General features: G+C 67.3%; 32 protein-coding genes. 9 read left to right on the top strand and 23 right to left on the bottom strand.

Annotated elements, in window-relative coordinates; genetic code table 11:
* Positions 1–9 precede the first annotated feature (9 nt).
* Positions 10–1,605 carry an isocitrate lyase gene (locus AACH40_RS12995; RefSeq protein ID WP_338642781.1) on the bottom strand — a complete coding sequence of 532 codons (1,596 nt, stop codon included), beginning with the start codon at positions 1,603–1,605 and terminating at the stop codon, positions 10–12.
* A gap of 162 nt (positions 1,606–1,767) precedes the next feature.
* On the opposite strand from AACH40_RS12995, the gene AACH40_RS13000 reads away from it, so the two are divergent.
* A complete protein-coding gene (locus AACH40_RS13000) occupies positions 1,768–3,168 on the top strand; it encodes a helix-turn-helix domain-containing protein (protein ID WP_338642782.1) in 1,401 nt (466 codons plus the stop codon).
* Between the two features lie 159 nt (positions 3,169–3,327).
* Here AACH40_RS13000 and AACH40_RS13005 read toward each other — a convergent pair whose 3' ends face one another.
* From AACH40_RS13005 to AACH40_RS13020, 4 genes are all read right to left on the bottom strand, one after another.
* Complete coding sequence (locus tag AACH40_RS13005) at positions 3,328–3,882, bottom strand: hypothetical protein (RefSeq protein ID WP_338642783.1); 555 nt, start codon at positions 3,880–3,882, stop codon at positions 3,328–3,330.
* Between the two features lie 114 nt (positions 3,883–3,996).
* The gene (locus AACH40_RS13010) at positions 3,997–4,146 is read right to left on the bottom strand and encodes a DUF2474 domain-containing protein (protein ID WP_338642784.1); all 150 of its coding nucleotides are present in this window, start codon (positions 4,144–4,146) and stop codon (positions 3,997–3,999) included.
* Complete coding sequence (cydB, locus tag AACH40_RS13015; protein ID WP_169491881.1) at positions 4,133–5,140, bottom strand: cytochrome d ubiquinol oxidase subunit II; 1,008 nt, start codon at positions 5,138–5,140, stop codon at positions 4,133–4,135. Before cydB ends, AACH40_RS13010 begins: the two co-directional genes overlap by 14 nt.
* Positions 5,137–6,549 (bottom strand): cytochrome ubiquinol oxidase subunit I, encoded by a 1,413-nt coding sequence (locus tag AACH40_RS13020; protein WP_422394908.1) that lies wholly within the window; start codon positions 6,547–6,549, stop codon positions 5,137–5,139. Before AACH40_RS13020 ends, cydB begins: the two co-directional genes overlap by 4 nt.
* 213 nt (positions 6,550–6,762) lie before the next feature.
* Here AACH40_RS13020 and AACH40_RS13025 point away from each other — a divergent pair, with 213 nt between their 5' ends.
* From AACH40_RS13025 to AACH40_RS13040, 4 genes are read left to right on the top strand one after another with little or no spacing between them, the layout of a single operon-like run.
* Entirely contained in the window at positions 6,763–7,272 is a 510-nt protein-coding gene (locus tag AACH40_RS13025; RefSeq protein WP_169491880.1) for a GNAT family N-acetyltransferase, read from the top strand.
* Positions 7,273–7,298: 26 nt separating this feature from the next.
* A complete protein-coding gene (locus tag AACH40_RS13030; protein WP_338642786.1) occupies positions 7,299–7,871 on the top strand; it encodes a DUF1285 domain-containing protein in 573 nt (190 codons plus the stop codon).
* Positions 7,868–8,473: a CoA pyrophosphatase gene (locus AACH40_RS13035; protein WP_338642787.1), complete on the top strand. Its 606-nt coding sequence runs from the start codon at positions 7,868–7,870 to the stop codon at positions 8,471–8,473. The genes AACH40_RS13030 and AACH40_RS13035 overlap by 4 nt, the downstream gene beginning before the upstream one ends.
* Positions 8,466–9,641 carry a CCA tRNA nucleotidyltransferase gene (locus AACH40_RS13040; protein ID WP_338642788.1) on the top strand — a complete coding sequence of 392 codons (1,176 nt, stop codon included), beginning with the start codon at positions 8,466–8,468 and terminating at the stop codon, positions 9,639–9,641. The genes AACH40_RS13035 and AACH40_RS13040 overlap by 8 nt, the downstream gene beginning before the upstream one ends.
* Here the strand turns inward: AACH40_RS13040 and AACH40_RS13045 are convergent.
* Entirely contained in the window at positions 9,631–11,073 is a 1,443-nt protein-coding gene (locus AACH40_RS13045; protein WP_338642789.1) for a S41 family peptidase, read from the bottom strand. The two genes, AACH40_RS13040 and AACH40_RS13045, sit on opposite strands and share 11 nt — an antisense overlap.
* A 10-nt stretch (positions 11,074–11,083) precedes the next feature.
* Positions 11,084–11,653 carry a pseudouridine synthase gene (locus AACH40_RS13050; RefSeq protein WP_169491875.1) on the bottom strand — a complete coding sequence of 190 codons (570 nt, stop codon included), beginning with the start codon at positions 11,651–11,653 and terminating at the stop codon, positions 11,084–11,086.
* Between AACH40_RS13050 and AACH40_RS13055 the strand changes: the two genes are divergently transcribed.
* On the top strand, positions 11,652–12,047 hold the full coding sequence (locus tag AACH40_RS13055) for a reverse transcriptase-like protein (protein ID WP_338642790.1): 396 nt from the start codon (positions 11,652–11,654) through the stop codon (positions 12,045–12,047). The genes AACH40_RS13050 and AACH40_RS13055 overlap by 2 nt on opposite strands.
* Before the next feature lie 193 nt (positions 12,048–12,240).
* Here AACH40_RS13055 and AACH40_RS13060 read toward each other — a convergent pair whose 3' ends face one another.
* From AACH40_RS13060 to hisB, 14 genes are all read right to left on the bottom strand, one after another.
* A complete protein-coding gene (locus tag AACH40_RS13060; RefSeq protein ID WP_338642791.1) occupies positions 12,241–12,774 on the bottom strand; it encodes a J domain-containing protein in 534 nt (177 codons plus the stop codon).
* 125 nt (positions 12,775–12,899) lie between these two features.
* Positions 12,900–13,418, bottom strand: coding sequence for a peptidoglycan-associated lipoprotein Pal (gene pal / locus AACH40_RS13065; RefSeq protein ID WP_338642792.1), 519 nt, complete (start codon positions 13,416–13,418; stop codon positions 12,900–12,902).
* Positions 13,419–13,508: 90 nt separating this feature from the next.
* On the bottom strand, positions 13,509–14,918 hold the full coding sequence (tolB, locus tag AACH40_RS13070; protein WP_338642793.1) for a Tol-Pal system beta propeller repeat protein TolB: 1,410 nt from the start codon (positions 14,916–14,918) through the stop codon (positions 13,509–13,511).
* Positions 14,915–15,889 carry a hypothetical protein gene (locus tag AACH40_RS13075; RefSeq protein ID WP_338642794.1) on the bottom strand — a complete coding sequence of 325 codons (975 nt, stop codon included), beginning with the start codon at positions 15,887–15,889 and terminating at the stop codon, positions 14,915–14,917. The genes tolB and AACH40_RS13075 overlap by 4 nt, the downstream gene beginning before the upstream one ends.
* Positions 15,890–15,923: 34 nt before the next feature.
* On the bottom strand, positions 15,924–16,382 hold the full coding sequence (gene tolR, locus AACH40_RS13080; RefSeq protein WP_169491869.1) for a protein TolR: 459 nt from the start codon (positions 16,380–16,382) through the stop codon (positions 15,924–15,926).
* 4 nt (positions 16,383–16,386) lie between these two features.
* Positions 16,387–17,088: a protein TolQ gene (tolQ, locus tag AACH40_RS13085; RefSeq protein ID WP_169491868.1), complete on the bottom strand. Its 702-nt coding sequence runs from the start codon at positions 17,086–17,088 to the stop codon at positions 16,387–16,389.
* The gene (locus AACH40_RS13090) at positions 17,085–17,546 is read right to left on the bottom strand and encodes a YbgC/FadM family acyl-CoA thioesterase (protein WP_338642795.1); all 462 of its coding nucleotides are present in this window, start codon (positions 17,544–17,546) and stop codon (positions 17,085–17,087) included. Before AACH40_RS13090 ends, tolQ begins: the two co-directional genes overlap by 4 nt.
* 84 nt (positions 17,547–17,630) lie before the next feature.
* A complete protein-coding gene (locus tag AACH40_RS13095; RefSeq protein ID WP_169491866.1) occupies positions 17,631–18,008 on the bottom strand; it encodes a histidine triad nucleotide-binding protein in 378 nt (125 codons plus the stop codon).
* 1 nt (position 18,009) lies between these two features.
* Entirely contained in the window at positions 18,010–18,330 is a 321-nt protein-coding gene (locus AACH40_RS13100; RefSeq protein ID WP_338642796.1) for a phosphoribosyl-ATP diphosphatase, read from the bottom strand.
* Positions 18,331–18,362: 32 nt separating this feature from the next.
* Complete coding sequence (gene hisF, locus AACH40_RS13105; RefSeq protein ID WP_338642797.1) at positions 18,363–19,124, bottom strand: imidazole glycerol phosphate synthase subunit HisF; 762 nt, start codon at positions 19,122–19,124, stop codon at positions 18,363–18,365.
* A 48-nt stretch (positions 19,125–19,172) separates the two neighbouring features.
* The gene (gene hisA, locus AACH40_RS13110) at positions 19,173–19,901 is read right to left on the bottom strand and encodes a 1-(5-phosphoribosyl)-5-[(5-phosphoribosylamino)methylideneamino]imidazole-4-carboxamide isomerase (RefSeq protein ID WP_169491863.1); all 729 of its coding nucleotides are present in this window, start codon (positions 19,899–19,901) and stop codon (positions 19,173–19,175) included.
* 167 nt (positions 19,902–20,068) lie between these two features.
* Positions 20,069–21,202, bottom strand: coding sequence for a glycosidase (locus tag AACH40_RS13115; RefSeq protein WP_338642798.1), 1,134 nt, complete (start codon positions 21,200–21,202; stop codon positions 20,069–20,071).
* Between the two features lie 68 nt (positions 21,203–21,270).
* Positions 21,271–21,891, bottom strand: a complete 621-nt coding sequence (gene hisH / locus AACH40_RS13120) for an imidazole glycerol phosphate synthase subunit HisH (RefSeq protein ID WP_338642799.1) — start codon at positions 21,889–21,891, stop codon at positions 21,271–21,273.
* Positions 21,884–22,477, bottom strand: a complete 594-nt coding sequence (gene hisB, locus AACH40_RS13125) for an imidazoleglycerol-phosphate dehydratase HisB (protein WP_338642800.1) — start codon at positions 22,475–22,477, stop codon at positions 21,884–21,886. The genes hisH and hisB overlap by 8 nt, the downstream gene beginning before the upstream one ends.
* A 133-nt stretch (positions 22,478–22,610) precedes the next feature.
* On the opposite strand from hisB, the gene AACH40_RS13130 reads away from it, so the two are divergent.
* Genes AACH40_RS13130 through gmk form a run of 3 tightly spaced genes read left to right on the top strand, consistent with a single transcriptional unit; the run spans position 22,611 to position 24,356 of the window.
* The gene (locus AACH40_RS13130) at positions 22,611–23,126 is read left to right on the top strand and encodes an SspB family protein (protein ID WP_169491859.1); all 516 of its coding nucleotides are present in this window, start codon (positions 22,611–22,613) and stop codon (positions 23,124–23,126) included.
* A gap of 42 nt (positions 23,127–23,168) precedes the next feature.
* Complete coding sequence (locus AACH40_RS13135) at positions 23,169–23,618, top strand: hypothetical protein (protein ID WP_338642802.1); 450 nt, start codon at positions 23,169–23,171, stop codon at positions 23,616–23,618.
* 60 nt (positions 23,619–23,678) lie between these two features.
* Positions 23,679–24,356 (top strand): guanylate kinase, encoded by a 678-nt coding sequence (gene gmk / locus AACH40_RS13140; RefSeq protein ID WP_338642803.1) that lies wholly within the window; start codon positions 23,679–23,681, stop codon positions 24,354–24,356.
* 10 nt (positions 24,357–24,366) lie between these two features.
* Here gmk and AACH40_RS13145 read toward each other — a convergent pair whose 3' ends face one another.
* A complete protein-coding gene (locus tag AACH40_RS13145; protein WP_338642804.1) occupies positions 24,367–25,248 on the bottom strand; it encodes an SMP-30/gluconolactonase/LRE family protein in 882 nt (293 codons plus the stop codon).
* A gap of 5 nt (positions 25,249–25,253) precedes the next feature.
* On the bottom strand, positions 25,254–26,054 hold the full coding sequence (locus tag AACH40_RS13150) for an SDR family oxidoreductase (protein WP_338642805.1): 801 nt from the start codon (positions 26,052–26,054) through the stop codon (positions 25,254–25,256).
* Positions 26,055–26,084: the final 30 nt, after the last annotated feature.

Here is a 26,084-nt window from a genome sequence, read left to right on the forward strand (position 1 = left end):
TATGCCGCCTCAGGCAGCGAACTGATTCATGGTGTTGTGGGCGCCACCGGCCTTGAGCGCGGCTTCACCGGCGAAGTATTCCTTGTGATCGTCGCCGATGTCCGAACCGGCCATGTTCTGATGCTTCACGCAAGCGATGCCCTGGCGGATTTCCTCGCGCTGGACCTGCTTGACGTAGCCCAGCATGCCCTCTTCGCCGAAGTAGCGCTTGGCGAGGTTGTCGGTGCTGAGCGCCGCGGTGTGGTAGGTCGGCAGCGTGATCAGGTGGTGGAAGATGCCGGCCTGCGCCGCCGCATCGCGCTGGAAGGTGCGGATGCGTTCGTCCGCCTCGATACCCAGCTCGGTGCCGTCATAGTCCACGCTCATCAGCTTGGCGCGATCGTAGGCCGAGACGTCCTTGCCCGCTTCGACCATCGCGTCATAGACCTGCTGGCGGAAGTTCAGCGTCCAGTTGAACGACGGGCTGTTGTTGTAGACCAGCTTGGCGTTCGGGATCACTTCGCGGATGCGGTCGACCATGCCGCCGATCTGGCCGATGTGCGGCTTTTCGGTTTCGATCCACAGCAGATCCGCCCCGTTCTGCAGCGAGGTGATGCAGTCGAGCACGCAGCGATCCTCGCCCGTTCCGGCGCGGAACTGGTACAGGTTCGAAGGCAGGCGCTTGGGGCGCATCAGCTTGCCGTCGCGGCTGATCAGCACGTCGCCGTGGCCGAGGTTACCGGCATCGACTTCCTCGCAATCGAGGAAGCTGTTGTACTGGTCACCGATGTCGCCCGGCTCCTTCACGAAGGCGATCTGCTTGGTGAGGCCAGCGCCCAGCGAGTCGGTGCGGGCAACGATCACGCCGTCATCGACGCCCAGTTCCATGAAGGCATAACGGACCGCGCGGATCTTCGCGAGGAAGTCCTCGTGCGGAACGGTGACCTTGCCGTCCTGGTGGCCGCACTGCTTTTCATCCGAAACCTGGTTTTCGATCTGGATGCAGCAGGCGCCCGCTTCGATGAACTTCTTGGCAAGCAGGTAGGTAGCCTCGGCATTGCCGAACCCTGCGTCGATGTCGGCGATGATCGGAACCACGTGGGTTTCGAATTCGTCGATCTTGTGCAGCAGGCGGTGGGTGTTGACCGCATCGCCCGCCTTCTTGGCGGCGTCGAGATCGCGGAACAGCATGCCCAGTTCACGGGCATCGGCCTGCTTCAGGAACGTGTAGAGTTCCTCGATCAGCGCAGGAACGCTGGTCTTTTCGTGCATCGACTGATCGGGCAGCGGGCCGAATTCGCTGCGCAGCGCGGCGACCATCCAGCCCGACAGGTAGAGGTAGCGGCCCTTGGTGGTGCCGAAGTGCTTCTTGATCGAGATCATCTTCTGCTGGCCGATGAAGCCGTGCCAGCAGCCGAGCGACTGCGTGTAGTTCGCCGGGTCCGCGTCATAGGCGGCCATGTCGCGGCGCATGATCTTCGCGGTGTAGCGCGCGATGTCGAGCCCGGTGTGGAAGCGGTTCTGCAGGCGCATGCGTGCAACGCTTTCCGGCTCGATCCCGTCCCAGGTGGTCTGGAAGGGCGCGATGGCCTTGGCGGCCTCGTTGATCTGGCTGTGATAGGTCATGGCAGCAATTCCTTGGAGCGCAGGAGTTCGTTTGCGTGGCACCCGGATAACGGCGGCGAAGGGGATTCGGACAGCCCCTGCGAAGTCCTGTTGTCAAACTTTACAGGAAATGCTTGTACAGCTGTACAGCCCTTACAGACGGGCCTTGCAGGAGTTTGCGTCATGGCCATGGGCCCCGCTGCCAGCCGCCCGCTCTACCTCGGCCCGCGCATCAAGCGGCTGCGGCGCGAACTGGGATTGACCCAGGCCGCGATGGCCGACGAACTGGGCATTTCGGCAAGCTATATCGCACTGCTGGAACGCAACCAGCGCCCGCTCACCGCCGACCTGCTGCTGCGCCTGGCGCGTGCCTACAAGCTCGACATGGCGGACCTTGCCGCGGACGAGCGCGACGATTACGCGCGCCGCCTGGCCGATGTGCTGCGCGATCCGATCTTTGCCGAAATCGACTTGCCCGCGCTGGAAGTGGCCGACGTCGCCACCAGCTTTCCCGGCGTGACCGAGGCGATGCTTCGGCTCCACGGCGCCTATGTGCGCGAACAGCAGGCGCTTGCCGGATTGCGGGCCGACGGCGGAGCCACACGCGGCGTCGATCCGGTGGCAGAAGCGCGGCGCTTCGTCGCCGATCGGCGCAACTACTTCCCCACGCTCGATTCGCGCGCCGAGCAGCTGGCGGGCGAGATCGACAAGGCCGGATCGATCCGCGAAGCGTTGCGCCAGCAGGGCCTGCGCGTGCGCCTGCTGCCCTCGGACGTGATGATGGGCTCGATCCGGCGCTACGACCGGCACAACGAACAGCTGCTGCTCGACGATACGCTCACCCCCACCCAGCGCACTTGGCAGATGGCGATGCACATGGCCTACACCGCGCTGCGGCCGGAGATTTCGGCCCTGCTGCGCGGCGAAAGCTTTGCCAGCCCGACAGCGGCGACGCTCGTCCGCCGCGCGCTCGCCGCCTATGGCGCGGCGGCGCTGGTCATGCCCTACGACAAGTTCGCCCGCGCGGTCGATGCACGCGCCTATGATATCGAGGCGCTGGCCGGGCAGTTCGGCACCAGCTTCGAACAGGTTGCGCACCGACTGACCACGCTCGGCCGGCCGGGGCAGGAACGCGTGCCGTTCTTCTTCATCCGCGTGGACGAAGCGGGCAACGTGTCGAAGCGCCTCGACGGCGCGGGCTTCCCCTTTGCCGCGCACGGCGGCGGTTGCACCTTGTGGAACCTCCATTCGGCCTTCCGCCGCCCCGACGAAGTGCTGACGCAGTGGCTCGAACTGCCCGACGGCCAGCGCTTCTTCTCGATCGCGCGCACGGTGTCATCGGGCGGCGGCGCGCATGGCCGCCCCCGCACGCTGCGCGCGATCGCGCTCGCCTGCGCCGCCGAACACGCCGGCAAGCTGGTCTATGCGGCGGGACAAGAAGCCAGGCCCACGCCCATCGGCGTCACCTGCCGCCTGTGCAACCGCGCCGACTGCGCCGCCCGCGCCGAACCGCCACTGGGCCGCGAAATCCTGCCCGACGATTACCGGCGCGGTGCCGAACCGTTCGCCTTTGCGGAGAGTTGAGCTGGCTCCGAACTGTCCGAACTGGACGTCCGCCTCGTGTCGTCATCCCGGGCCTGACCCGGGACCCCGCTGTTCTTTGTCACGTCGCGCCCGAAGAAGCGGGACCCCGGGTCAGGCCCGGGGTGACGGCGGATTATGGTGGGAAGCGGACATTGCTTTTCACTCGCTATCGTCAGAGCCTAGCTTGCCCGACAGCGAACGAAAAAAGGGAACTGGCTTCGTAGCTTGAGGGCTTTCCGCCAAGGGCAGGATGGTCAGGCGTAGCGATCGCTCAGTGCCAGGCCGATCGAATTGGTCGATCTGGAGCATTTCAATCAGCTTTCCCTGCACGTCCCAAGACAGTTCCTCCACCCATCTCCGGGGAAAGGCGAGCCTATCAGATGCAAATCCTTCGCACCGAAGAATACCTTGCGGCAAGGCCGATACAGTCTCGTGAGGAGTGTGGTGAAGTAGATACTGACAAAGCGAATTCGCAGGAGCATCTGAGCCTTGGCATTTGAGCGTTGCGCCAATTCGAATTTCATCTGGCGCGAGGTTTTCAGGACCGCCCCAAGCAAAGTCTATCCATCGCCTTTGAAGTCCGCCATCTGCTAACTCTGTGAGCGGTGCCCGAGCGAACGATTTCAGTTGATGGCATAATTCGCTCGCCGCCATGCAATGGCCGGCCGAAAGAGCAAAGGCGCAGACTGCTGCAATGTGAAACGCCAGTCTCATGCGCCTCTTATGGCCGCCGTAATACGTGCTGTCGATGATTGAGAGATGCGGAGTGGGTGTCAGTCCTAACGTCCGCAATTGGGCGAAACCCGCCGCCCGCATCTTGCCCGCCCCCTACCCCTTCAACCACATCCGCAGCACGCCGGCGACCACGCCCAGCGCCAGAACGCTGCCCAGCCAGATCGCCGCCATCCAGCCGAGCCGCTTCCACAGCGGTACGCCGTCCGCGCCGTGCGGGTCGAGTTGCGGGTCAATGATAGCCATGTTCGCCGACCTTGCCGCGAAACACCCAGTAGGCCCAGCCGGTGTAGGCGAGGATCAGCGGCATTACGAGGCCCACGCCGATGAGCATGAACACCTGTGATCGCTCGGGCGCGGCGGCCTGCCAGATCGTGACCGACTGCGGCACGACATAGGGCCACATCGACACGCCGAGGCCGATCGCGCCGAGGCCGAACAGCGCCAGCGCATAGAGGAACGGCGGCCATTCCTCGCGCCGGCCCAGCGCGCGCCACAGCAGCACGGCGACGCTGACCGTCGCGACCGGCACCGGGGCCAGCGCGATCAGCAGCGGCATATGGAACCAGCGCGCGAAGTATTGCTGGCCGAGGAACGGCGTGGCGAGGCTCACCGCCGCCATGGCGAGCAGCGTCGCCAGCGCGGCGGCGCGGGCATGGCGGAAGGCGCGTGTTTGCGCATCGCCTTCGACCTTGATCGCCAGCCAGCACGCGCCGAGCAGCGCGTAGCCGACAACGACGCCCGCCCCGGTCAGCAGCGAATACGGCGAAAGCCAGTCGAGCCAGCCACCGGCATAGGCGCGCCCTTCCACATGCACGCCCTGCAGCAGCGCGCCCAGCGTCATCCCCTGCGCCATCGCGGCGACCAGCGAGCCGGCGAAGAACGCCCTGTCCCAGAACCGCTGGTGCCGCGGATCGCGCCAGCGGAATTCGAAGGCGACACCCCGGAACACCAGGCCCAGCAGCATCGCGATCATCAGCGGATAGGTCGCCGGCAGCACGATCGCGTAGGCCAGCGGAAAGGCCGCGAACAGCCCGCCGCCGCCCAGCACCAGCCAGGTCTCGTTGCCGTCCCACACCGGGGCGATGGCGTTCATCGCCTGATCACGTTCGGTGCCGGGCCGGTAGAACGGGAAGAGGATGCCGATGCCAAGGTCGAAGCCGTCCATCACCACGTACATCAGCACGGCAAAGGCGATGATGAACGCCCACACGGTGGCGAGATCGAAGTTGACCATCATGTCACCGCTCCTGCGCCGGAATCTTCGCCCATCTCTTCTATGGCGGCGTGCTGGTGCGGCCCCGGCGTGATCCCGGCGCTGCGGATCGGGGCGCGCTCGTCCTGTTCAGGCCCGGTTTCGTGCGGATGCGCGCCCTGGTTCATCAGCTTGAGGATGTACCACACGCCGATGCCGAACACCGCGCAGTAGACGAGGATGAAGGCGAGCAGCGACGCCGCGACGGCGGGCGCCGCGATCGGGCTGCGGCTTTGCGCCGTGGTGAGCAGGCCGTAGACGGTATAGGGCTGGCGGCCGACTTCGGTGGTGACCCACCCCGCGATCACCGCGACGAAGCCCGATGGCCCCATCACCAGCGCCGCGCGATGCAGCCAGGGCCAGTCATAGAGCTTCTTGCGAACGCGGGCCAAAAGGCTCCACAGCCCCAGCCCGAGCATGGCGAAGCCCAGCCCCACCATCACCCGGAACGACCAGAACACGATCCACACCGGCGGCCGCTTGTCGGGCGCGATGGTGTCCAGCCCGGCGAGCGGCGCGTCGGGATCGTGCTTGAGGATCAGGCTCGACGCCTTGGGAATGGCGATGGCGTAGCGCAGCGTCTGTGTCCTGTCGTCGGGAATGCCGAACAGATAGAGCGGCGCGCCGTGCGGGTGGCTCTGGTAGTGGCCTTCCATCGCCATCACCTTGGCCGGCTGATGCTCCAGCGTGTTGAGCCCGTGTGCGTCGCCCGCGAAGATCTGCACCGGCGCGACGAGCGCGGCCATCCACATCGCCATCGAGAACATTTTCCGCGCATGCGCATTCTGGCGGTCGCGCAGCAGGTGCCATGCGCCGACCGCGCCGACGGCGAGCGCGGTGGTCAGGTACGCCGCGATCACCGTGTGGACCAGGCGGTAGGGAAAGCTCGGGTTGAAGATGATCGCCGCCCAGCTCGGGCCCGGCAGGAACTGGCCGTCGGGTCCGATCTCGTAACCGGTCGGCGTCTGCATCCACGAATTGACCGACAGGATCCAGAAGGCCGAAATGAAGGTGCCCAGCGCCACCATCAGCGTGGCGGCAAAGTGCAGCCCCTTGCCCACCCGGCCCATGCCGAACAGCATCACGCCCAGAAACCCGGCTTCGAGGAAGAAGGCGGTCAGCACTTCATAGGCCATCAGCGGCCCGATCACCCCGCCCGCCTTGTCGGAGAACACCGACCAGTTGGTCCCGAACTGGTAGGACATGACCAGCCCCGAAACGACGCCCATGGCAAAGGCCACGGCGAAGATCTTCAGCCAGTAGCGGAACAGGTCGAGATAGAGCTCGCGCCCCGTTTTCAGCCATAGTCCCTCGAGCACGGCGAGGTAGCTGGCAAGGCCGATCGAGAATGCCGGAAATATGAAGTGGAAGCTCACCGTGAAGGCGAACTGCATGCGTGCCAGTACAGTCGCGTCAAAGCCCGAAAACACCTGGCTTCTCCCCTAATGACTGTCCGCTCTTTCGGCGGGCAGGGCGCGGGCTAGGCCTCTGCTCCCCCGCCGTAAAGTGCAATGATTGCGCGGCGATTGCGCAAACCTCAACGCGCGAGAGGCCGATACGGCCCCACCAGCCTTGCGCCCCCCTGCCCCCGCCGCTATCCGCGCCACGTGTCCACGATCATCCCCCTTGCCGATGTCGACCCCGCGCTGGTCGAGGAGCTGCTCGATTCCGCGTTCGAGCCAGAGCGCCACACCCGCACGGCGTACAAGGTGCGCGAAGGGATGGAGTGGCTACCGGGCCTGTCATTCGCCGCGCTCGATGAAGACGAGATGCTCGCCGGCACGATCCAGTGCTGGCCGGTGGCGCTGACCGATGCAGCTGGACGTGCGCATCCCATGATCATGGTCGGCCCGGTCGCCGTGCTGCCGGGACTTCAGGGCAAGGGCTATGGCAAGGCGCTGATGACCGCCGCGCTCACCGCGATCGATCCGCGCGCGCCGCTGCCGCAGGTGCTGATCGGCGATCCCGAATACTACGAACGCTTCTTCGGCTTCTCCAACGCGCACACCGGCAGTTGGGCGCTGCCCGGGCCGTTCGAACAGCACCGCCTGCTGTGCCGCACCGCCAACCCGGCCGTCCTGCCGCAAGAAGGCACCTTGGGCCCTTGGCGGCGCTGATCGCTTCTGGCATCGGCTGAGGCACCATGCCGTACACGCCACCGCCAGAACTCGCCTCGCTCTCCCTCGCCCAGCTCGCGGCCGAGGTAGAAGCACGGCGCATTCCGCCGGTCGACCAGTGGACCCCGGCAGAAACCGGCGACAGCGAGATGCGCATCGCCGCCGATGGCCGCTGGTTCCATCAGGGGGGTGAGATCAAGCGCCCGGCGATGGTCCGCGCGTTCTCCTCGCTGCTGGTGCGCGATGCGGATGGGCAGCACTGGCTCAAGACCCCGTTCCAGCGCCTGTCGATCGAAGTCGAGGACGCCGCCTTCATCGCCACCGACATGGAAGTGCGCCACGATGGCGATGGCCGTCCCGTGCTCGCCTTCCGGCTCAACAGCGACGATCTGGTGATCTGCGGCCCGGCCAACCCGCTTAGGGTCGCCGGCAGTGCCGAAATCCCCGCGTTCTACATCGCCGTGCGCCACGGCACCGAGGCGCGGCTGAACCGCAGCACGTATGCCCAGCTGATCGATTACGCGCTGACCGTATCCGACGCAGCCGCGCTCGCGGTGACGAGCATGGGCGCGCACTTCCCGCTGGTGCCGCAGGCGTGAGCGCGCTGCTCGAACGACTGAAGCGCCTGTTCGACGAAGGGCACGCCCGGCCGTTCGAGCCCGCGTACGAAGACTTCCGCCCGATTCCCGAGAGCGGCCTGCGCCCCGCCGCCGTGCTGATCGCGGTGACCGATCGCGGCGATCATCCCGATGGCCCCGGCGTGCTGCTGATCCATCGCCCGTCGCACATGCGCGCCCATCCCGGACAGGCTGCATTCCCCGGCGGCAAGATCGATCCCGGCGAAACCCCGATCGAAGCCGCGCTGCGCGAAGCGAACGAGGAGCTGGGCATCGATCCCGCCGACGTGACCGTGGTCGGCGCGTCGGACCAGTACCGCACCGGCACCGGGTACGACATCACCCCCGTCCTCGCCATGATCCCGCCCGACCTGCCGCTGCGCCCCAACCCTGCCGAGGTTGCGAGCTGGTTCGAGCCGCCGCTGGGCTTCGTGCTCGATCCCGCCAACCAGCAGCGCCACTCGGTCGACTGGCAGGGGCGCAATGTGTCCTATGTCGAGATCCTGTGGCGCGAGCACCGCATCTGGGGGGTGACCGGCGGGATCATCGCCAATCTGACGCAACGGCTGCTGTGGCATGGCTGAACCTGCTTTCCTCCCCCACACCGGCTGGTTCGGCCGCAGCGACCTTGCCGCGCTGGTGGCTGCGCTCGGCCCCGGCAACGCGCGCTATGTCGGCGGCGTGGTGCGCGATACGCTGCTGGGCATCGCGCCCAAGGACGTCGACATGGCGACCCTGCTGCTGCCGCAGGCGACGCTGGAGCGCCTCGCCGCCGCCGGCATCCGCGCGGTGCCGACTGGCCTTGCCCACGGCACCGTCACCGCCGTGCTGGAGGGCGGGCCGGTCGAGATCACCACGCTGCGCCGCGATGTCGAAACCGATGGCCGCCATGCCACCGTGGCCTTCAGCACGGAGTGGCGCGAGGATGCCGCCCGGCGCGATTTCACCATCAATGCGCTCTACGCCGATCCGGTGACGGGCGAAGTGTTCGACTGGTTCGGCGGGCTCGACGACCTGAACGCCCGCCGCGTGCGCTTCATCGGCGATGCCGAAACGCGCATCCGCGAGGATTACCTGCGCATCCTGCGCTACTTCCGTTTCCAGGCCCGGTTCGGTTCGATCCCCGCCGACGCGCAGGCCGAAGCGGCCGTGCAGGCGCTGAGCGCCGGTTTGAAGGGCCTCAGCCGCGAACGCATCGCGGGTGAACTGCTTAACCTGCTCGGGCTTCCCGCGCCTTCTGCCACGCTGGCGCGGATGGCCGAACTGGGCGTGCTGGCGCAAGTCCTGCCCGAAGCCGACCCGGCCCCGCTTGGCTCGCTCGAAGCGGCCGAGGCCCGCGAAGGCGTCCCGCCCGATCCGCTGCGGCGGCTCGCCGCGATCCTGCCCGCCGATCCGGCGGCGGTCGACCAGATCGGCGCCCGCCTGCGGCTCAGCAGCGCGCAACGGAAGCGCCTTGCCGCCGCGGCGCGGCGCAGCGGTGCGGAAACCGAGGCCGATGCCCGTGCGCTCGCCTATCGCCTCGGGCTGGACGAAGCGCGGGACCGCTTGCTGCTGGCGGGGCGGACGCTCGCTCCGCTCACCGACTGGGACGTGCCGCGCTTTCCGCTGAAGGGCGGCGATGTCGTGGCGCGCGGCGTGGGCGCCGGTCCCCAAGTCGCCGCCACGCTGCGCAAGGTGGAGGATGGCTGGGTCGCCGCTGGCTTCGACGACGCGGCGATCCCCGCCCTGCTCGACGCCGCGCTCAGCGCCTGAGGATCGTCGCCACGGCGCGGTCCAGCACGGGATCGCGCGCCGCGGCAATGTCGGCGGCGCTGGCCATGACCGCGACGTCGGGGTCGAGCCCGGCATCGGGTTCCGCCGTCGTCGGAAAGTAGCCGACCAGCGGCAGGTCGAATTCGATACCGCTCGCCGGAAGCCGCACGAAGAAGAAGCATCCGCCGTTGATCCCGCGCCGGTTGCCGCCGGTGGTGCGGCCGACCAGCCGCCCCACCCCGGTGGTGCGAACCGCACTTGCGAACTGGAACGTGGCCGAGCTGTTGACCGGCGAGGTCAGCACCACCAGCGGGATCGCCAGGCGCCTCGCGGCGGGCGCGACGGTCAGGTTGTCCGCGCTGCCGGGCCGCAGGAAGAACCCGCCCGGCAGGGGCGTGGCGCCCTGCCCCAGCGTGCGGAAACTGTCGTCCCAGGTGTCGAGATAGGGATCGAGATCGGCCGGCGTCGTGCGGAAGCGCAGGCGCTGTTCCTGCTGCGGCGGATTGTAGGGCCAATCGATGAAGCGCGAGAGCACCGCATTGCCCGGCTCCTCCAGACCGCCCTCGTTGTCGCGGATGTCAACGATCAGGCCGCGCGCCCCGCCCAGGCTGTCTAGCCGCTCGTCGAGCCAGGCCTGCCAGTTCCACTTGCTGTCATAGAGCGCCCAGCCGGGCATGGTCAGCAGCGCGACGCCGTCGGGTCGCATTTCCCAGCGCCAGACCACCGCATCGAGGCCGGAGTCTGCCACGATCATCGCCTTGCGCCGCTCGGCAAGGTCGATGGCGGGAAGCTCGATCCGCCGCGCGGGGCCACCGGGCGCGCGCACCACCAGCCGGTGCACGCCAGCGGTCGGCGGCGCGAGCAGGCCCTGGAACACGTCGAACGTCTCGATGGTGTCGTCTCCGCGCACCTCCAGCAGCGAGACGCGCTTGCCGTCGTTGTGCCCGTCGGCGCGGACATAGGGCAGCAGCCGGTTGCGCAAGGCCGTGGCGCTTTCGCCGTTGATCGCCTCGATCCGGGTGCCCGGCGCCAGCTGGCCCGAAGCATCGGCGGTGACGACCATGGCATCGCCCAGCCAGACGAAGTGGAACGGCAGCCGGGTGCGCCGGTCGAACAGCGCGGCGGCCAGCGCTTTCTTCTGGTTGTAGAAATTGGCGTAGCTGTGGCCGCAGCGGATCGTGGCAAGGAAGCGCGAAAGCGCGAGGTAACGCTGGTCCGGAGTTGCGGCGCCAACGAAGGCGCCCTGCAGCGCATCGAGCCGCGCCGCGACCTGTGCGGGCGTGGCATAGCGGTAGAGGCCGGGATGCATTGCGAGCGCGCGGCGCAGGATCGTCATGTCGCCGGCAAGGTCCGCCGCGCTGGCCCGGCCCACGGGAACCGCGCCGGCCAGAAGCGTGGCGAGACCGGTCTTCACGAAGCTGCGCCGCTGCATCGAAGTCTCCTCAGTGTGTGGGTACGGCAACCTCTCGCCAATCGCCGGGGGCGAGGCCATCGAGCGTCCAGTCCCCGATCCGCCAGCGCACCAGCCGCAGCGTGGGCAGGCCGACGGCGGCGGTCATGCGGCGGACCTGGCGGTTGCGGCCTTCGCGCAGGGTGAGCGCAATCCACGCATCGGGCACGGTCTTGCGGAAGCGGACCGGCGGATCGCGCGGCCAGAGCTGCGGGGGATCGATCGCCTTCGCCTCTGCGGGCAGGGTCATGCCGTCCTTCAGCCGCAGGCCACGGCGAAGCTGGTCGAGCGCCGCGTCGGTCACCGTGCCTTCGACCTGGACGAGGTAGGTCTTGGGCGCCTTGAACCGGGGGTCGGCGATGCGGGCCTGAAGGCGGCCGTCGTCGGTGAGGAGCAGCAGGCCTTCGCTGTCGCGATCGAGCCGCCCGGCCGGATAGACCCCCGGCACCGCGATGTGGTCCGACAGGGTTGCCCGAGGCCCATCGCCCGCGCCCTGGCCCGCCGCATCGGTGAACTGGCTGAGCACGCCGTAGGGCTTGTTGAACAGGATCAGCCGGGCCATGGCCTGCGGTATGGCAAAAGCGGCGCGGGTGAAAGTGTTCTTCGACGGCGGCTGCCGCCCAAATCCCGGCACAATGGAGTGCGCGGTGGTGATCGGCGGCGTGGCGTTCGTGCGCGACGACCTTGGCCACGGCGGGAGCCACGAGGCGGAATGGCGCGCGGCGATCGAGGCGCTGCGGCTGGCGCGCGAGCGGGGCTTGCGCGACTTCGTGCTGCTGGGCGATGCGCTGGCGGTGATCGCGGTGATCGAGGGGCGAACCCGCCCGAGGCCCGAAGCCGCCCCGCTGCTCGCCGCGTTCGAGGCGCTGGCAGGCGGCGAAAAGGTCCGCGTCCGCTACGTGCCGAGGGGGCAGAATCTGGCCGGAGTAGCGCTAGCCAAAAGGCACCCGCGCTAGGCCCCAAGTTGACGAAGTTGACAAACTACAAAGGCGAAAGTCGCGCTTTGGTCCTGTTTGCCATGTTGGAGCGCCAGCGCATTGATCTGCAAGGGTTTCAAAGAGCGAGGGGCGCTCTTCTAGGCAAGGGCCGAAATGTAGGAAACCCTTGCATATGCAAGGGGTGTGTCAACTTGGCCCTGAAGCCGCCTGTTCAGCCCTTCCAGGTGCGGCGATCCTCGGCGGCGCGGAGCACTTCGTAGGAGACCTGCAGCCGCTGGAATTCCTTGGCCGCGGCTTCGTCACCCGGCCGCACGTCGGGGTGGACCAGCTTGGCCTTGGCGCGCCATGCCTTCTTCACCGCATCGAAATCGGCATCGGGATCGAGTTCCAGCACTTCCAGGGCGCGCAGTTCGTCGCGGCTGCGGGTGCCATCGCCCGATCCGCCCCATTCGGCCCAGGCCGCCTGCTTGAAGCCTGAGGCTTCGCCGCGCTCGGCCTTTTCGCGCTGTTCGGCCTCTTCCTTGTCCAGCCCTTCGAAGTAGTTCCAGCCGGCGTTGTATTCGGCGGCGTGGGCGGTGCAGAAGTACCAGCGATCAGGGTTGTTGGGCGATTTGGGCGCGGGACAGTTGCCCGGCTGATCGCAGCCGGCCCGATCGCACAGGCGCACGTTGGTGGCTTCGCGGCTGCTGCCGTAGCCACGCCAGCGGGGAAAGCCCCAGTCGCTCGAACGCCCTTGCCGCGCCATGCCTTGTACCCTGTCGGACCTTTTTTAAGAACGCGGAAAGGACGCCCTGCCGCGAGACTCACACGAGCGAGCCTTGCGCCATGACGCCCTGCCGATAAAGCCCCTTTAGGGCTATGGAGTTCCGCTTACTGGACGGTGACCGTCACCGCGCGGCGGTTCTTGGCCCAGCTCGCCTCGTCCGAACCGAGCGCGATCGGGCGTTCTTTGCCATAGCTGACGACGGTGATGCGCGAAGCATCGACGCCGAGGCTGACGAGGTAGTTCTTGGCGGCGTTGGCGCGGCGTTCGCCCAGCGCGATGTTGTAATCGCGCGTGCCGCGTTCGTCGGCATGGCCTTCGAGCGTGACCATCTTGCCCGGATAGCGCGACAGCCACTGCGCCTGGCTCTGCAGAATGCCCTGGCTTTCGGTATCGACATTGTAGCGGTCGGTATCGAAGTGGATCGTGTCCGCCAGCACCGAGGCGAGGAAATCGGCCTGGCTGCCCGGCGTGGGGCCAACAGGCTGGCCCGATGGTTCCGTCGTGGTCGACGTGGCGGTCGGCTGGGGCGGCAATTCCTTGGGCGGCTTCTTGGCGCAGGCGGCGAGCGAGAGGCTGGTGCCGACGAGCAGCACAATGGGAAGTTTCGAGGTCAGCTTAGGCATGAGGGGGCTCCTGAAGCGAGACGGGGTAGGAGTGTGCATGGCACACGGTGGAAGGGCAACGCAAAAACGCGGGGAAGTCCGCGCCCTTTATCAGGGCAGGACCGGGCCCCAGGCCGGGTCCGAAGCATCGACCGGCGTGTTGAGCTTGCGTTCGTTGCGCCCGGTCAGATCGACCTGCCATATGCCGGTCTTGCCGCTGTTCCTTTCGGTGCGGAAGAACTGGATGATGCGGCCATTGGGCGACCAGGTGGGCGCTTCATCCTGCCAGCTGTCGGTCAAATCGCGCACATTCTGCCCGTTGGGGTCCATCACCGCGATGCGGAAGTTGCCCGCGATGTGGGTGAAGGCGATCTGATCGCCGCGCGGGCTCCATTCAGGCGTGGCCGCGCGGCCGCCGAGGAAGCTGATGCGGCGCTGGTTCGAGCCATCGGCGTTCATCACGTAGACCTGCTGGCTGCCCGAACGATCGCTTTCAAACACGATTCTGCTGCCATCGGGCGAATAGGAACCGCCGACGTTGATGCCCGGCGTGTTGGTCAGCCGGGTGGATGGGCCGCCCTGCGCCGAAACGCGGTAGATGTCGGTGTTGCCGCCGATCGCCATCGAATAGAGGATGAACTTGCCATCGGGCGACCAGCGCGGGGCGAACGTCGGCCCCTTCCCTTCGGTGACGAGGCGCTGCTGCCCGCTGCCGATGTCGTAGACGTAGATCCGCGGGTAGCCGTTGAGGTAGCTGAGATAGACGATCTTCGAATAGTCCGGCGAATAGCGCGGGGTGAGCGCGGTGGCCTGGCCATTGGTGATGAAGCGGTGGTTGGCGCCATCGCTGTCCATGATCGCCAACTGCTTGCGGCGGTGATCCTTCGGCCCGGTTTCGGCGATGTAGGCTATCTTGCTGTCGAAGAACGGATTTTCGCCGGACAGGCGCGAATAGACCATGTCGGCGCACTTGTGCGCGGCGCGGCGCCATTCGTTCGGCTGGACGACATAGCCCTGGCGGATCAGTTCGCTGCCCAGCGCCACGTCGTAGAGATAGCAGCCGACCGTCAGCTTGCCGTCGGGCGCGGCCTTGACGAAGCCCTGCACCAGCATTTCGGCCGAGCGGCCGCGCCAGAAATCGAACGAGGGCGCGGTGACCTGGAAGAAGCGGATGCCGGGCAGCGCATCGGGCCCGACCGGCTTGAACAGGCCGTTGTTCTTGAGATCGTTGTAGACCACGCGGGCGAGATTGCGCCCGAGCGCTTCGGTATTGCCGCCTTCGGCCGCGGTGGCGACCGAGGTGTCGGTCGGGAAAGCGGGGATGGCGATGCCGAGATCCTGCCATTCGCTTTCATCGGTGACCGAACCGGTAAGGCCGCCGGCATCGGCAGGCGCGGCCTGCGCCGCCGGCGAGGCCGAGGAGGCCGGCAGCTGCTGGACCTGCGCGAAGGCAAGGCCCGGGAGGGCGAGGCTCGGCAGGGAAGCGAGGCCGATCAGCAGGGCGAACTTGGCGGTCTTCATTGCGACAACTTCCTGTCAAAGCGGAACTGCGCGATGCGCTTCCAGCTGGTGTAGTATTCCTTTGGCAGCTGGAACGGCGCGGCGAGCTGAACGGCACGGATGGCCTGTTCGGCATGGCGCGCGGCCTGCGGCCGGTTGGCGTCGGTCAGCCCGGTCTGCGAAACGACGACCGGCTTTCCGGCAAGGCTGCCATCGGGATTGAGTTCCCAGGCGAGCACGGTGACCAGCTTTTCGACATCGACGCCCTGCGGGGCGGCCCAGTGCGGCTTGATCTGGCGCGAGATCGCACCGACCAGCGCCGACTTGACCTCTGGCCCCACGGCCTGTGCAGGCGGGGTCTTCGCCGTGCCGGGTGCGGTCGAGCCGGGAATGCCCTGCAGGAAATCGCTGCCGATGCGGCTGCCGCCGGTGGGCGCGTCAGGCCGGCGGCGCGGCGCTTCGTTGCCTGCGGCGGAGGGCTTGGCCGGGGTTGGCCTGGCCTGCGTGGGCTTGGCCTGAGTGGGTTTGGCCTGAGTGGGCTTGGGCTGTGCGGGCCTTGCTGGTTGGGGTTGCGGTCTGGCCGGGGCGGGCTTTGGCTGCGCCGGGGCGGGCCGGGGCGGCGCCGGTTGCGGGCGTGGTGCGGGCGCGGGCCTTGCCGGTGCGGGCTGCGGCTTTGGCTGGGGCTGGGGCTGGGGCCTGGGCGGCGGTGGCAGCGGGGCGGGCTGCGGCGGCGCCGGCTGCGCTTCTTGCGGTTGCGGCTCGGGCTGTGCGAGCGGGGCAGGCTCGCCCAGCTGCGGCGCGACGTCGGGCGCGGCCTGCGCGTTGGGATCGGGCGAGGTCGATTTGTCGGCGATCTCGTCCGAAAAGGTGATCGTCATCCGTTCGGGCGGCGGGGCGATGTCCTTGCCCGGAGGCGAGAGCGTGAGCGCCGCGATCAGCGCGACATGCGCGACGAGCGCGAGGCCGAGCGCCAGCCGCTCCTCGCGAGTCATGCCTGAGGTGCCTTCGCCACGCATCGCCATGGCGCTATGGGGCCGTCACTGAACCGTTGGTGACCAGCGAGATCGACTTGAAGCCGGCGGCGTTCAGTTCGCCCATCACGGCGATCACCCGGTCGTATTTCAGGTTGCGATCGGCGCGCAGGGTAACGAGCGGGGCGCGTGTGCCCTTGTCGATTCCGGCGAGGCGATCGGCGAGTTCGCCGGGCGCGAGTTCCTGATCATCGAGGAACACGCGCCCTTCCCCGTCCATGCTGACGGTGATCTCGTTCTTTTCTTCCTTCAGCGCCTCGGCCTTGCTGTCAGGCAGATCGATCGGCACACCCGCCGTCAGCATCGGCGCGGTGACCATGAAGATGATCAGCAGCACCAGCATGACGTCGACCAGCGGCGTCACGTTGATCTCGCTCATCGCAGCGCCGCCGCCGCGCCCGCGGCGCCGCCGGCGCGAGCCGCCGCCGCCGCCCTGCTGGAGGTTCATCGCCATCGGCTTACTGCTCCAGCTCGCGGCTCAAGGTCGCGTGGAAGCGGTCGGCGAAGCGGAACAGGCGGCCTTCGAAGCGGTTCACGCGGTGCGAGAAGCGGTTGTAGGCGATGACCGAGGGGATCGCCGCGAACAGGCCGATGGCGGTGGCGAACAGCGCTTCCGAAATGCCGGGCGCCACCACGGCGAGCGAGGAATTCTGCTGCGCGCCGATGTTGAAGAAGCTGTCCATGATGCCCCACACGGTGCCGAACAGCCCGACGAAGGGCGCGACCGAGCCGACCGTGGCGAGGAAGTTCAGGCGGTTCGACAGCTTTTCGCTTTCCACCACCACGGCATCTTCCATCGCGATGGTGAGCCGCTGGCGCGTGCCTTCGCGGTCGATCGTCTGGCCGGCGGTGGAGCGGCGCCATTCGCCGAGCGCGGCGGTGACGATGCGGGCCGAGGGAATGTCCTTGCCCTTGTTCGCCTTCTGGAAGGCGTCGATGTCGCGCGCGTCCCAGAATTCCTCTTCATAGGCGTCGCAGCGGCGGGTGACGCCGATCATGCGCAGCGAGAAGCCGATGATGATCGTCCAGACCCAGACGCTTGCCAGCACGAGCGCGCCCATCACGATCTGCACGACGATGTCGGCGTGGAGGAACAGCGCGACGGGGTTGAGCCGGGTGGGCGCGGCGGCGGCGCCGGCGGCGAGCAGATCGAAGGTCATGCGGGGGAAAGGCCTTCCTGGTTGAGTACGGTCTGGAACGCGGCGACCCACGCCGCCGGCTGGCGACGCGGACGGCCGTTGGGCGCGACGAAGGCGACGCGCACCTCGGCGCTGCAAAGCAGCGTTTCGCCCCTGTATGCCTGCTGAACGATACGGCAGGTGGCGGGGGTGACTTCGATGACGCGGCTGGCAACGAACACGGCATCGTCGAGCTTCGCCGGGCGGAGATAGCGCAGGGCAAGCTCGGTCACGGCATAGGCGCCCTCGCCAGCATCGTGCGCGGCGCGCTGTTCTATGCCGAGCACGCGCAGCATGTCGGACCGGGCGCGTTCGAACCAGCGCAGGTAGTTGGCGTGATAGACCACGCCCGAAAGGTCCGTGTCTTCGAAGTAGACGCGGACCGGAAACAGGTGGACCAGGCCGTCGAAGCGGCCGCCGGGGGGATCGGGCGCAAGCATGGGATGACGCACCCTAGCCCAGCGGGGAATCCGAGGGCAAGGACGCGTTAACGATTTTCTCGCGTAATTCCGCCCTCTTGCCGCTTAACGGGCGAGCAGCGGGCCGAGCGGGCGGCCCGCCATGATGTGCACGTGCAGGTGCGGCACTTCCTGGTGGCTGTGCGTGCCGGTGTTGGCGAGCAGGCGGTATCCCGGCGCGACCAGCCCGGCATCGCGCGCGACATGCCCCACCGCGCGGACGAAGCCCGCGATTTCGGCGTCGGAGGCCTTGGCGGTGAAATCGTCCCAGCTGACGTAGGCACCCTTGGGGATCACCAGGATGTGCGTGGGCGACTGCGGGTTGATGTCGTGGAAGGCGAGGCTGAAGTCGTCTTCGTAGACCTTGCGCGAGGGAATCTCGCCGCGCAGGATCCTGGCGAAGATGTTCTGATCGTCGTAGGGCTGGGTGGCGTCGACTGCCATGTCAGTTGCTCCTGCTCTGCTTCTCGACAATGCCCGACGTGCCTTCGCGGCGGTTCAGTTCGGCCAGCACGGCCGACAGCGGCACGCCCTTCTCGCCCAGCAGGACGAGGAGGTGGAAGACGAGATCGGCCGCCTCCCCCGTCAGTTCCTGCGCATCGCCCGACAGCGCGGCGATGACCACCTCGGTCGCTTCCTCGCCCACTTTCTGCGCGATCTTGCCAAGGCCCTTGCCGTGGAGCTTGGCCACGTAGCTTGCCGCCGGATCGCCCTGGAGGCGCTCGGCAATGGTCGCTTCGAGGCGGAACAGCGTGTCGTCGGTCATGGGGGCGGGCATGGCGGCGACGGCCCGACTGGTCAAGAGCGCGCAGGAAGGCCCGCTGCGCGCAAGGCCGCATGAGCCTCGGCGATGGAGTGCTGGCCGAAGTGAAAGATCGACGCGGCGAGCACGGCGCTGGCATGGCCCTTGGTCACGCCTTCGACGAGGTGGTCGAGATTGCCCACCCCGCCGCTGGCGATCACCGGCACGGGCACGGCATCGGCAATCGCGCGGGTGAGGTCCAGATCGTACCCCGCCTTGGTGCCATCGCCGTCCATCGAGGTGACGAGCAATTCGCCCGCGCCCAGCCTGGCGAGATTTTCGGCATGGGCGAGCGCGTCGATCCCGGTGGGCTTGCGGCCGCCGTGGGTGAAGATTTCCCACTTGCCCGACGCGACCCGGCGCGCATCGACCGAGCCGACGACACATTGCGCGCCGAAGCGTTCGGCAATGTCGCGCACCAGTTCGGGCCGGGCGACGGCGGCGGAATTGACCGCGACCTTGTCGGCACCCGCCAACAGCAGCGCACGCGCATCCTCCGCCGACCGGACGCCGCCGCCCACGGTCAGCGGCATGAAGCAGACTTCGGCGGTGCGCGCGACGACATCGAGCAGCGTGCCGCGCCCTTCGTGACTGGCCGAAATGTCGAGGAAGCAGAGTTCGTCAGCGCCCGCCTTGTCATAGGCGCGCGCCTGTTCGACCGGATCGCCCGCATCGCGCAGATCGACGAAGTTGACGCCCTTGACCACGCGGCCATCGCGAACGTCGAGGCAGGGAATGACGCGGACGCGGACGGTCATGACGTTCTCCGACAAAGCCCTCTCTCCTTCAGGGGAGAGAGCAAAACGTTACGCCGCCTCGGCCATCGCGATGGCGGCGGCGAGGTCGAGCCGGCCTTCGAAAAGGGCGCGGCCGGTGATGACGCCTTCGATGCCGTCGGCTTCGTGGATCTTGAGCATGCGGATATCGTCGATGCCCTTGACGCCGCCGCTGGCGATCACCGGAATATCGACACGGCGGGCGAGATCGACGGTGGCGTCGATGTTCACGCCCTTGAGCAGGCCATCGCGGCCGATGTCGGTGAACAGCAGGCTGGCGACGCCCGCATCCTCGAACCGGCGGGCGAGGTCGACGACCTCGACGTCGGACACATCGGCCCAGCCTTGCGTGGCGACCATGCCGTCGCGCGCGTCGACCGCGACGACGATGCCGCCCGGGAACGCCTTGGCCATGTCCTTGACGAACTCGGGGTCTTTCAACGCGGCGGTGCCCATCACGACGCGGCTGACGCCGAGATCGAACCAGCCTTCGACCGCTTCGCGGGTGCGGATGCCGCCGCCCAGTTGCACGTGGCCGCCGAACGACTTGAGGATGCCTTCGACCGCCTCACGGTTTTCGGCGCGACCGGCGAACGAGCCATCGAGATCGACGACGTGGAGGTACTGGCTGCCCGCAGCGGCGAACAGCGTGGCCTGGTGCGCGGGATCGTCACCATAGACGGTGGCGCGATCCATGTCCCCTTCGGCAAGGCGGACGACCTGGCCGCCCTTGAGGTCGATGGCTGGAAAGACGATCATGGGGGCCGCGCCTAGCACCGGTTTTGCCGTACGGGAACAGGGAACGACGCACGATGCGTCAGGGTCGCCGGAAGTAGGAACAGCCCTTCGACAGGCTCAGGGCGGGCGGTGTCGGTGGCGTTCAGTTCCATCGCCGTCTGTGCCTAGCCTGTCGAAGCACGGTTCTTTTATTCGCTGAACGCTTCCTTGGGTACGTGCGTGACCCGGCAGGCAAGGTCGGCTTCGCCCGAGGCGATGATGAAGCGGTCGCCCGCATCGATGACGCCTGTCGTGAACACCACATCGCGCAGATAGAGCATGTCCTCCAGCGGGCGGGTCAGTTCCGCATCGGGTTCGAGCAGCGGCGTGTGGCTGGTCGCGAGCGCGCGGGTGGGGTCGGCTTCGTCGAGCAGGGTCCAGTAGGTGCGATAGATGCCGACGATTTCCTTGGGTTCGACCCCGTGCCACAGCGAAAGCCAGCCGCGCTTGCCACCGATTTCGGTGGGGATCGGCGGGGCGCCGCCGCCCATGCGCGCCGTGGCGACGGTGCCGGCATGCGGGCGGATGTGCGGTTCGATGTGCGGCTTCCAGTGCAGGCCGTCGGGCGAGGTCGCGAGGTTGATCGAGGGGCCGGGACGCCATTCGCTGCCCGGCGGATAGGCGAAGTAGAGATCGCCCAGCGGCCGGGTCTGCGCCCAGTATTTGCCGTCCACCAGCCCTTCGAACAGTAGCATGTCCTTGTTCTGGTGATCGAGCAGGATCCCCTGGAAGTCCCAGTCGAGCCCGTTGTCGGAGGTGTAGAGCGTGGTCGAGTGGCGTTCGGGGCTGACCGAGCACGTGGTCATCCAGTAGCTGCCATCGATGCGCGAAATGCGCGCATCCTCGATGCCGTAGCACTGGTACGACCCTTGCGGGGCGATCGCCTTGTCATAGTGGATCGCGACCATTTCCAGCCCGTCGGGCGTCATTTCGACCGGAAGCAGCCAGGACAGCGAGGTCAACGCCATGACCTTCCACCCGCCGCCGTGGAGCATGAACTTGCGCGGATCGGCGGTGTCGGCCAGTTCGAGCGGCCAGGCATCGAGCACGTAGGCGCCCCGCTCCCAGCGGATCGCGTGGACCTTGCCATCGCGCACGGGGTGGCGCAGCGCTTCGGCCACGCGGACCATCAGCAGGATGTTGCCATTGGGCAGCACGGTCATGCCGGGATTGAACGCACCCAGCACATAGGTTTCGGCATCGAAGTGCCCCGCGAGCGGCGAGCGCGACAGATCGACGACGTGGGGGGTAAGAACGAGCTGGTCGTAAGGGTAATTCGGCAAGCGGCCCTCCTGAGGTGTCCCACCAGGAAGGTCCGAACCGGCTCAACCGTTCCCGGTCTTGCGACGGATCAGGGCTTCCAGTCGAGGAACCGCGCCAGCAGCGCGAGGCCGTAGTCCTGGCTCTTTTCCGGGTGGAACTGCACGCCGAGGATGGTGTCGCGCGCAACCGCCGCAACAAGCCCGCCGCCGTGGTCGGTCATCGCCGCGACGTGGTGGCCATCGTCCGGGGCGAAGTGGAACGAGTGGAGGAAGTAGGCCTCGCCCGGTTCGATCAGGCTGTGATGGTGGCCCGGCTCGACATCGTTCCAGCCCATGTGCGGCACCTTGATTGCAGGATCGGTGCGCTCGATCTGGCGGACTTCGCCGGGGATCCAGTCGAGCCCGTCGGTCGAGCCGAACTCGATCCCGCGCGTTGCCAGAAGCTGCATGCCGACGCAGATGCCGAGGAAGGGCGCTGCGCCGACGTGGACGCGTTCGGCCATCGCCTCGACCATGCCCGGAATGGCGCGCAGGGCCCCGGCGCAGGCACCGAACGCGCCGACGCCGGGCAGGACGATGCGGTCGGCCGCGCGCACGACATCGGGATCGGCGGTGATGCGGATGCCTTCGCCGCCCGCCGCCTTCAGCGCGTTGTGCACCGAATGGAGGTTGCCCGCGCCGTAATCGATCAGCGCGATGACCTCAGCCACCGAGAATGCCCTTGGTGGACGGCACGGCATCGGCCTTGCGCGGATCGATGGTGATCGCTGCGCGCATCGCGCGGGCAAAGCCCTTGTAGATGCCTTCGATGATGTGGTGGTTGTTGCTGCCGTAAAGGCTTTCGATGTGGAGCGTGATCCCGGCGGCCTGGCTGATCGACTGGAACCAGTGCTCGAATAGCTCGGTATCCATTTCGCCGAGGCGGGGCTGCGTGAACGCGGCCTTCCACACCAGCACGGGACGGCCCGAGATATCGAGCGCGACGCGGCTCAACGCCTCGTCCATCGGCGAGTAGGTGTGGCCGTAGCGGGTGATGCCCTTCTTGTCGCCCAGCGCCTGCGCAATCGCCTGGCCAAGCGCGATCGCGCTGTCCTCGGTGGTGTGGTGCTGATCGACGTGGAGATCGCCCTTCACCTTGCAGGTGATGTCGATCAGCGAATGGCGGCTGAACTGTTCGATCATGTGATCGAGGAAGCCGATCCCCGTTTCCACCTGATAGGTGCCGGTGCCATCGAGATTGACCGACACGTCGATGTCGGTCTCCTCGGTCTTACGCTTGATCGATCCGGTGCGCATGAGACAGCGCCTATAGGCTTGCGAGTGCCAGAATCAATCGAGACATCAATTGCGCCGTCATTCGCGCGCTTCGTCGGTTCGGCGCCGCGTCGCCCCTTGACCGCAAGCCGCTGTGAGGCGAAGGGTAATTTCCATGAGCGATAGCCCCGACAGCCTGATCCCCTACGACGAAATCGTGCAGGAGGCCCTGCGCGCCGTTGTCGGCCGCGTGCTGGGACAGGTCGAATCCACCGGCGGGCACCTGCCCGGCAACCACCACTTCTACATCACCTTCAAGACCGGCGCCCCGGGCGTTTCGATCCCGACGCGGCTGAAGGAGCGCTTCCCCGACGAGATGACCATCGTCCTGCAGAACAAGTTCTGGGACCTGAAGGTGGAAGAAGACCAGTTCAGCGTGGGGCTGAGCTTCAACCAGATCCCCTCCACGCTGGTGATCCCGTTCAGCGCGATCACCGCCTTCGTCGATCCGGCGGTCGACTTCGGCCTGCAGTTCCAGGCTGCGGCCGACATGGACCCCGAGGAATACGAGGACGCCGGCAACGACGGCGATGGCGAGCCGGGCGAAGGGGAACGCGGCGGCGGCAAGCCCGTTGAGCGCACCGAAGACGGGTCCAACGTCGTGTCGGTGGACTTCGGCAAGCGCAAGTAACGGCCCCCGGCACACGCGGGCCTTATCGATCGGGGTCGGCAGATGGGACTGTTCAGCAAGGGTGTGAAAAGCGCGAAGGCGCGCGTGGGCAAGGTGCGCAAGGCTTCGGCCGACGCCGCGGGCAAGGCATCGGGCAAGGTGTCCGAAAAGCTGGCCGACGAGCCCATCCCCAATCCGATGACCACGGTGATCCTGGCCGACATCGCCCTGCGCGCCGGTGGCGCGCTGCTGCGGCGCGGGGTGGAAACGGGGCTGCTGGGCCAGAAGTTCGGCACGCGCAAGGCGAAGAAGATCGTCAAGGGTCGCGGCCTGACACAAACGCTGGTGGGCACCGCGCTTGCCCGCGTGGCGACGCGTTCGGTGCCGGGCGCGATCGTGGTGGGCGGCGGGCTGCTTGCCAAGACACTCTATGACCGGCGCCACGCCGCCGCGCAGAAGGCCAAGGGCACCGAGCAGGTCGACGAACAGGCCGAGCGGGGCAAGAAGGCCTGAACTCCAATTCGAGGACTGCCACGGCTTGACCGGCGGCGGGCGCCTGCGGCATGAGCGCGCATGGCCCACGACGCGTCCTCATCCCCCGCTGCCGACCTTCCCCGCCCGTCCGATGCGCTGCACCGGCGCGGGCTGATGTTCATCCTGTCTTCGCCGTCGGGCGCGGGCAAGACGACGATCGCGCGGCGCCTGCTGGCCGAAGTGCCGGACATCGCGATGTCGGTTTCGGCCACGACGCGGCCGATGCGGCCGGGCGAAGTCGATGGGAAGGACTACCACTTCGTCAGCCAGGACGAATTCGACCGGATGGTCGAGGCCAACGAATTCTACGAGTGGGCGCACGTCTTCGGGAAGAGCTACGGCACGCCGAAGGCGCATATCCGCACCCAGCTGAAGGCCGGACAGGACGTGCTGTTCGACATCGACTGGCAGGGCACGCAGCAGCTTTACCAGAAGGCGCAGGCCGACGTGGTGCGCGTGTTCATCCTGCCGCCAAGCCTGGCCGAGCTGAACCGCCGCCTGGTGGGGCGCGGCACCGACAGCGCCGAAGTGATCGCGGCGCGGATGGCGCGGGCACAGGCGGAAATCAGCCACTGGGACGGCTATGACTACGTCGTGGTCAACGACGACGTGGAGACCTGCTTCGCCAAGGTGCAGCAGATCCTGGAGGCCGAGCGCATGCGCCGCACCCGCCAGACCGGTCTGATCGACTTCGTGCGCGAACTGACGCGAAGCTAGGCCCGAACCTTCACGGAAGCCCTGCCCGCGCGACGTCCACTTCGACCACGCGGATATCGCCGAGCGGAGCAGCGGCTGCCTTTTGCGCATCGCTGTGCGGGCCGCAGAGCATGAACAGGTGGCGCCCTTCGGGGCCGCCGAGCATGCAGGCATAGACGTTGGTGCCTTCCACGCCGACGGTTTCGAGCACTTCGCCGCCTTGCGCGATCCGGGCGCATTCGGCCGCGCCAGGGTTGGCGATCCAGATCGCGCCGGATGCATCAAGCGCGATGCCATCGGGCAGACGGGGCGCGGTATCGGCCCAGAGGCGGCGATTCGACAGGCTGCCATCGGCGGCGATGTCGAAGGCGGTCAGCCGCATGCCGAAGGTTTCGGCAACGACCAGCGTGCGGCCATCGGGGGTGATGACCATGCCGTTGGGAAAGGCGAAGCCTTCTGCCGCGCACGAGACCGTGCCATCGGGCGCGATCGCGGCAAGGCTGGCCAGCGGGGGATTAGCGAAGATCGCCTGCAATCCCTGTTCGCGCGCGGTGCGATCAAGATCGAAGCCGAAGTTGCCGACCCATGCCCGCCCGTCTGCGGCGACGACCATGTCGTTGCTGCGGAACACCGAGATGCCAGCAAGATCGGCGTGAAGCGCCAGACGCCCGTCGGGCCAGCGCCGCCACACCTGCTGCTTCTGCATCGACACGAACAGCAGCGAGCCATCAGGCATCCAGCCAAGGCCCGAGGGGTGGTCGTCGATTTCGAGCTCCACCCGCAGATCGCCATCCAGGCCGACCGAGCAGATGGAATGCTTGTAGAAATCGCTGAACCACAGGCGGCCCTGGTGCCAGCGCGGGCCTTCACCGAAGTGAAGACCCGAGGCGAGGATGCGGACGGCGCGGCTCATCGTGCTCAATGCCCCGAAGGATCGACCGCGTCCTGCGGCACCCAGCCGTTGACGATGCCGCCATCAATCGGCAGCGGCGTGCCGACGACATAATCCCCTGCCCGGCTGGCGAGGTAGATTGCGCCGCCCGCCATGTCCTCGATCGTGCCGACGCGCCGCGACGGAATGCCCTTGGCCGAGGCATCGGGATTGCGCGCGGCGGCCTTGTTCATTTCCGAGGGGAAGGCGCCCGGGCAGATGCAGCTGGCGACGATGTTGTCCTTGATCAGGCGCGCGGCCATGCGACGCGTGAGGTGGATCAGCGCGGACTTGGAGGCCTGGTAGGAGTAGGTTTCCCACGGATTGGGGCGCAGCCCATCGATCGAGGCGATGTTGATGACCTTGGCCGGATGATCGGTGGCGGCGGCCTTGAGCAGATCGTGCAGCTTCTGTGTCAGGAAGAACGGCGTCTTGACGTTGAGGTTCATCACCTTGTCCCAGCCGGCTTCGGGGAATTCGGTGAATTCGGCGCCCCAGGCGGCGCCGGCGTTGTTGACCAGGATGTCGATCCTGCTTTCCCGCGCGCGCAGGTCCTCGGCCAGCGCCTCGATCCCCGCCGTGGTCGAGATGTCGCCCGGCAGCGCGATGCACTTGGGCCCGAGGCGCGCGGCGGTTTTCTGCACCACTTCCACCTTGCGCGCGGTGACGTAGACGCGTTCGCAGCCCGCCGCGATGAAGCCTTCGGCAATCATTTCGCCGATCCCGCGCGATCCGCCGGTGACGACGGCGACACGGCCTTCGAGGCTGAACAGCTTGGCAAAATCCATGGCATTTTCTCCCCTGCCCCGCACCCGTGG

The sequence above is a fragment of the Novosphingobium olei genome (genome assembly GCF_037076535.1).
Classification (GTDB): domain Bacteria; phylum Pseudomonadota; class Alphaproteobacteria; order Sphingomonadales; family Sphingomonadaceae; genus Novosphingobium; species Novosphingobium olei.

What these genes read in the sequence shown, in the direction of transcription:
- AACH40_RS12995 (WP_338642781.1), bottom strand. Translation starts at nt 1,605, where the DNA reads ATGACCTATCACAGCCAGATCAACGAGGCCGCCAAGGCCATCGCGCCC.
- AACH40_RS13000 (WP_338642782.1), top strand. Translation starts at nt 1,768, where the DNA reads ATGGCCATGGGCCCCGCTGCCAGCCGCCCGCTCTACCTCGGCCCGCGC.
- AACH40_RS13005 (WP_338642783.1), bottom strand. Translation starts at nt 3,882, where the DNA reads ATGAGACTGGCGTTTCACATTGCAGCAGTCTGCGCCTTTGCTCTTTCG.
- AACH40_RS13010 (WP_338642784.1), bottom strand. Translation starts at nt 4,146, where the DNA reads ATGGCTATCATTGACCCGCAACTCGACCCGCACGGCGCGGACGGCGTA.
- cydB (WP_169491881.1), bottom strand. Translation starts at nt 5,140, where the DNA reads ATGATGGTCAACTTCGATCTCGCCACCGTGTGGGCGTTCATCATCGCC.
- AACH40_RS13020 (WP_422394908.1), bottom strand. Translation starts at nt 6,549, where the DNA reads ATGCAGTTCGCCTTCACGGTGAGCTTCCACTTCATATTTCCGGCATTC.
- AACH40_RS13030 (WP_338642786.1), top strand. Translation starts at nt 7,299, where the DNA reads ATGCCGTACACGCCACCGCCAGAACTCGCCTCGCTCTCCCTCGCCCAG.
- AACH40_RS13040 (WP_338642788.1), top strand. Translation starts at nt 8,466, where the DNA reads ATGGCTGAACCTGCTTTCCTCCCCCACACCGGCTGGTTCGGCCGCAGC.
- AACH40_RS13045 (WP_338642789.1), bottom strand. Translation starts at nt 11,073, where the DNA reads ATGCAGCGGCGCAGCTTCGTGAAGACCGGTCTCGCCACGCTTCTGGCC.
- AACH40_RS13055 (WP_338642790.1), top strand. Translation starts at nt 11,652, where the DNA reads ATGGCCTGCGGTATGGCAAAAGCGGCGCGGGTGAAAGTGTTCTTCGAC.
- AACH40_RS13050 (WP_169491875.1), bottom strand. Translation starts at nt 11,653, where the DNA reads ATGGCCCGGCTGATCCTGTTCAACAAGCCCTACGGCGTGCTCAGCCAG.
- AACH40_RS13060 (WP_338642791.1), bottom strand. Translation starts at nt 12,774, where the DNA reads ATGGCGCGGCAAGGGCGTTCGAGCGACTGGGGCTTTCCCCGCTGGCGT.
- pal (WP_338642792.1), bottom strand. Translation starts at nt 13,418, where the DNA reads ATGCCTAAGCTGACCTCGAAACTTCCCATTGTGCTGCTCGTCGGCACC.
- tolB (WP_338642793.1), bottom strand. Translation starts at nt 14,918, where the DNA reads ATGAAGACCGCCAAGTTCGCCCTGCTGATCGGCCTCGCTTCCCTGCCG.
- AACH40_RS13075 (WP_338642794.1), bottom strand. Translation starts at nt 15,889, where the DNA reads ATGACTCGCGAGGAGCGGCTGGCGCTCGGCCTCGCGCTCGTCGCGCAT.
- tolR (WP_169491869.1), bottom strand. Translation starts at nt 16,382, where the DNA reads ATGGCGATGAACCTCCAGCAGGGCGGCGGCGGCGGCTCGCGCCGGCGG.
- tolQ (WP_169491868.1), bottom strand. Translation starts at nt 17,088, where the DNA reads ATGACCTTCGATCTGCTCGCCGCCGGCGCCGCCGCCGCGCCCACCCGG.
- AACH40_RS13090 (WP_338642795.1), bottom strand. Translation starts at nt 17,546, where the DNA reads ATGCTTGCGCCCGATCCCCCCGGCGGCCGCTTCGACGGCCTGGTCCAC.
- AACH40_RS13095 (WP_169491866.1), bottom strand. Translation starts at nt 18,008, where the DNA reads ATGGCAGTCGACGCCACCCAGCCCTACGACGATCAGAACATCTTCGCC.
- AACH40_RS13100 (WP_338642796.1), bottom strand. Translation starts at nt 18,330, where the DNA reads ATGACCGACGACACGCTGTTCCGCCTCGAAGCGACCATTGCCGAGCGC.
- hisF (WP_338642797.1), bottom strand. Translation starts at nt 19,124, where the DNA reads ATGACCGTCCGCGTCCGCGTCATTCCCTGCCTCGACGTTCGCGATGGC.
- hisA (WP_169491863.1), bottom strand. Translation starts at nt 19,901, where the DNA reads ATGATCGTCTTTCCAGCCATCGACCTCAAGGGCGGCCAGGTCGTCCGC.
- hisB (WP_338642800.1), bottom strand. Translation starts at nt 22,477, where the DNA reads ATGCGCACCGGATCGATCAAGCGTAAGACCGAGGAGACCGACATCGAC.
- AACH40_RS13130 (WP_169491859.1), top strand. Translation starts at nt 22,611, where the DNA reads ATGAGCGATAGCCCCGACAGCCTGATCCCCTACGACGAAATCGTGCAG.
- AACH40_RS13135 (WP_338642802.1), top strand. Translation starts at nt 23,169, where the DNA reads ATGGGACTGTTCAGCAAGGGTGTGAAAAGCGCGAAGGCGCGCGTGGGC.
- gmk (WP_338642803.1), top strand. Translation starts at nt 23,679, where the DNA reads ATGGCCCACGACGCGTCCTCATCCCCCGCTGCCGACCTTCCCCGCCCG.
- AACH40_RS13145 (WP_338642804.1), bottom strand. Translation starts at nt 25,248, where the DNA reads ATGAGCCGCGCCGTCCGCATCCTCGCCTCGGGTCTTCACTTCGGTGAA.
- AACH40_RS13150 (WP_338642805.1), bottom strand. Translation starts at nt 26,054, where the DNA reads ATGGATTTTGCCAAGCTGTTCAGCCTCGAAGGCCGTGTCGCCGTCGTC.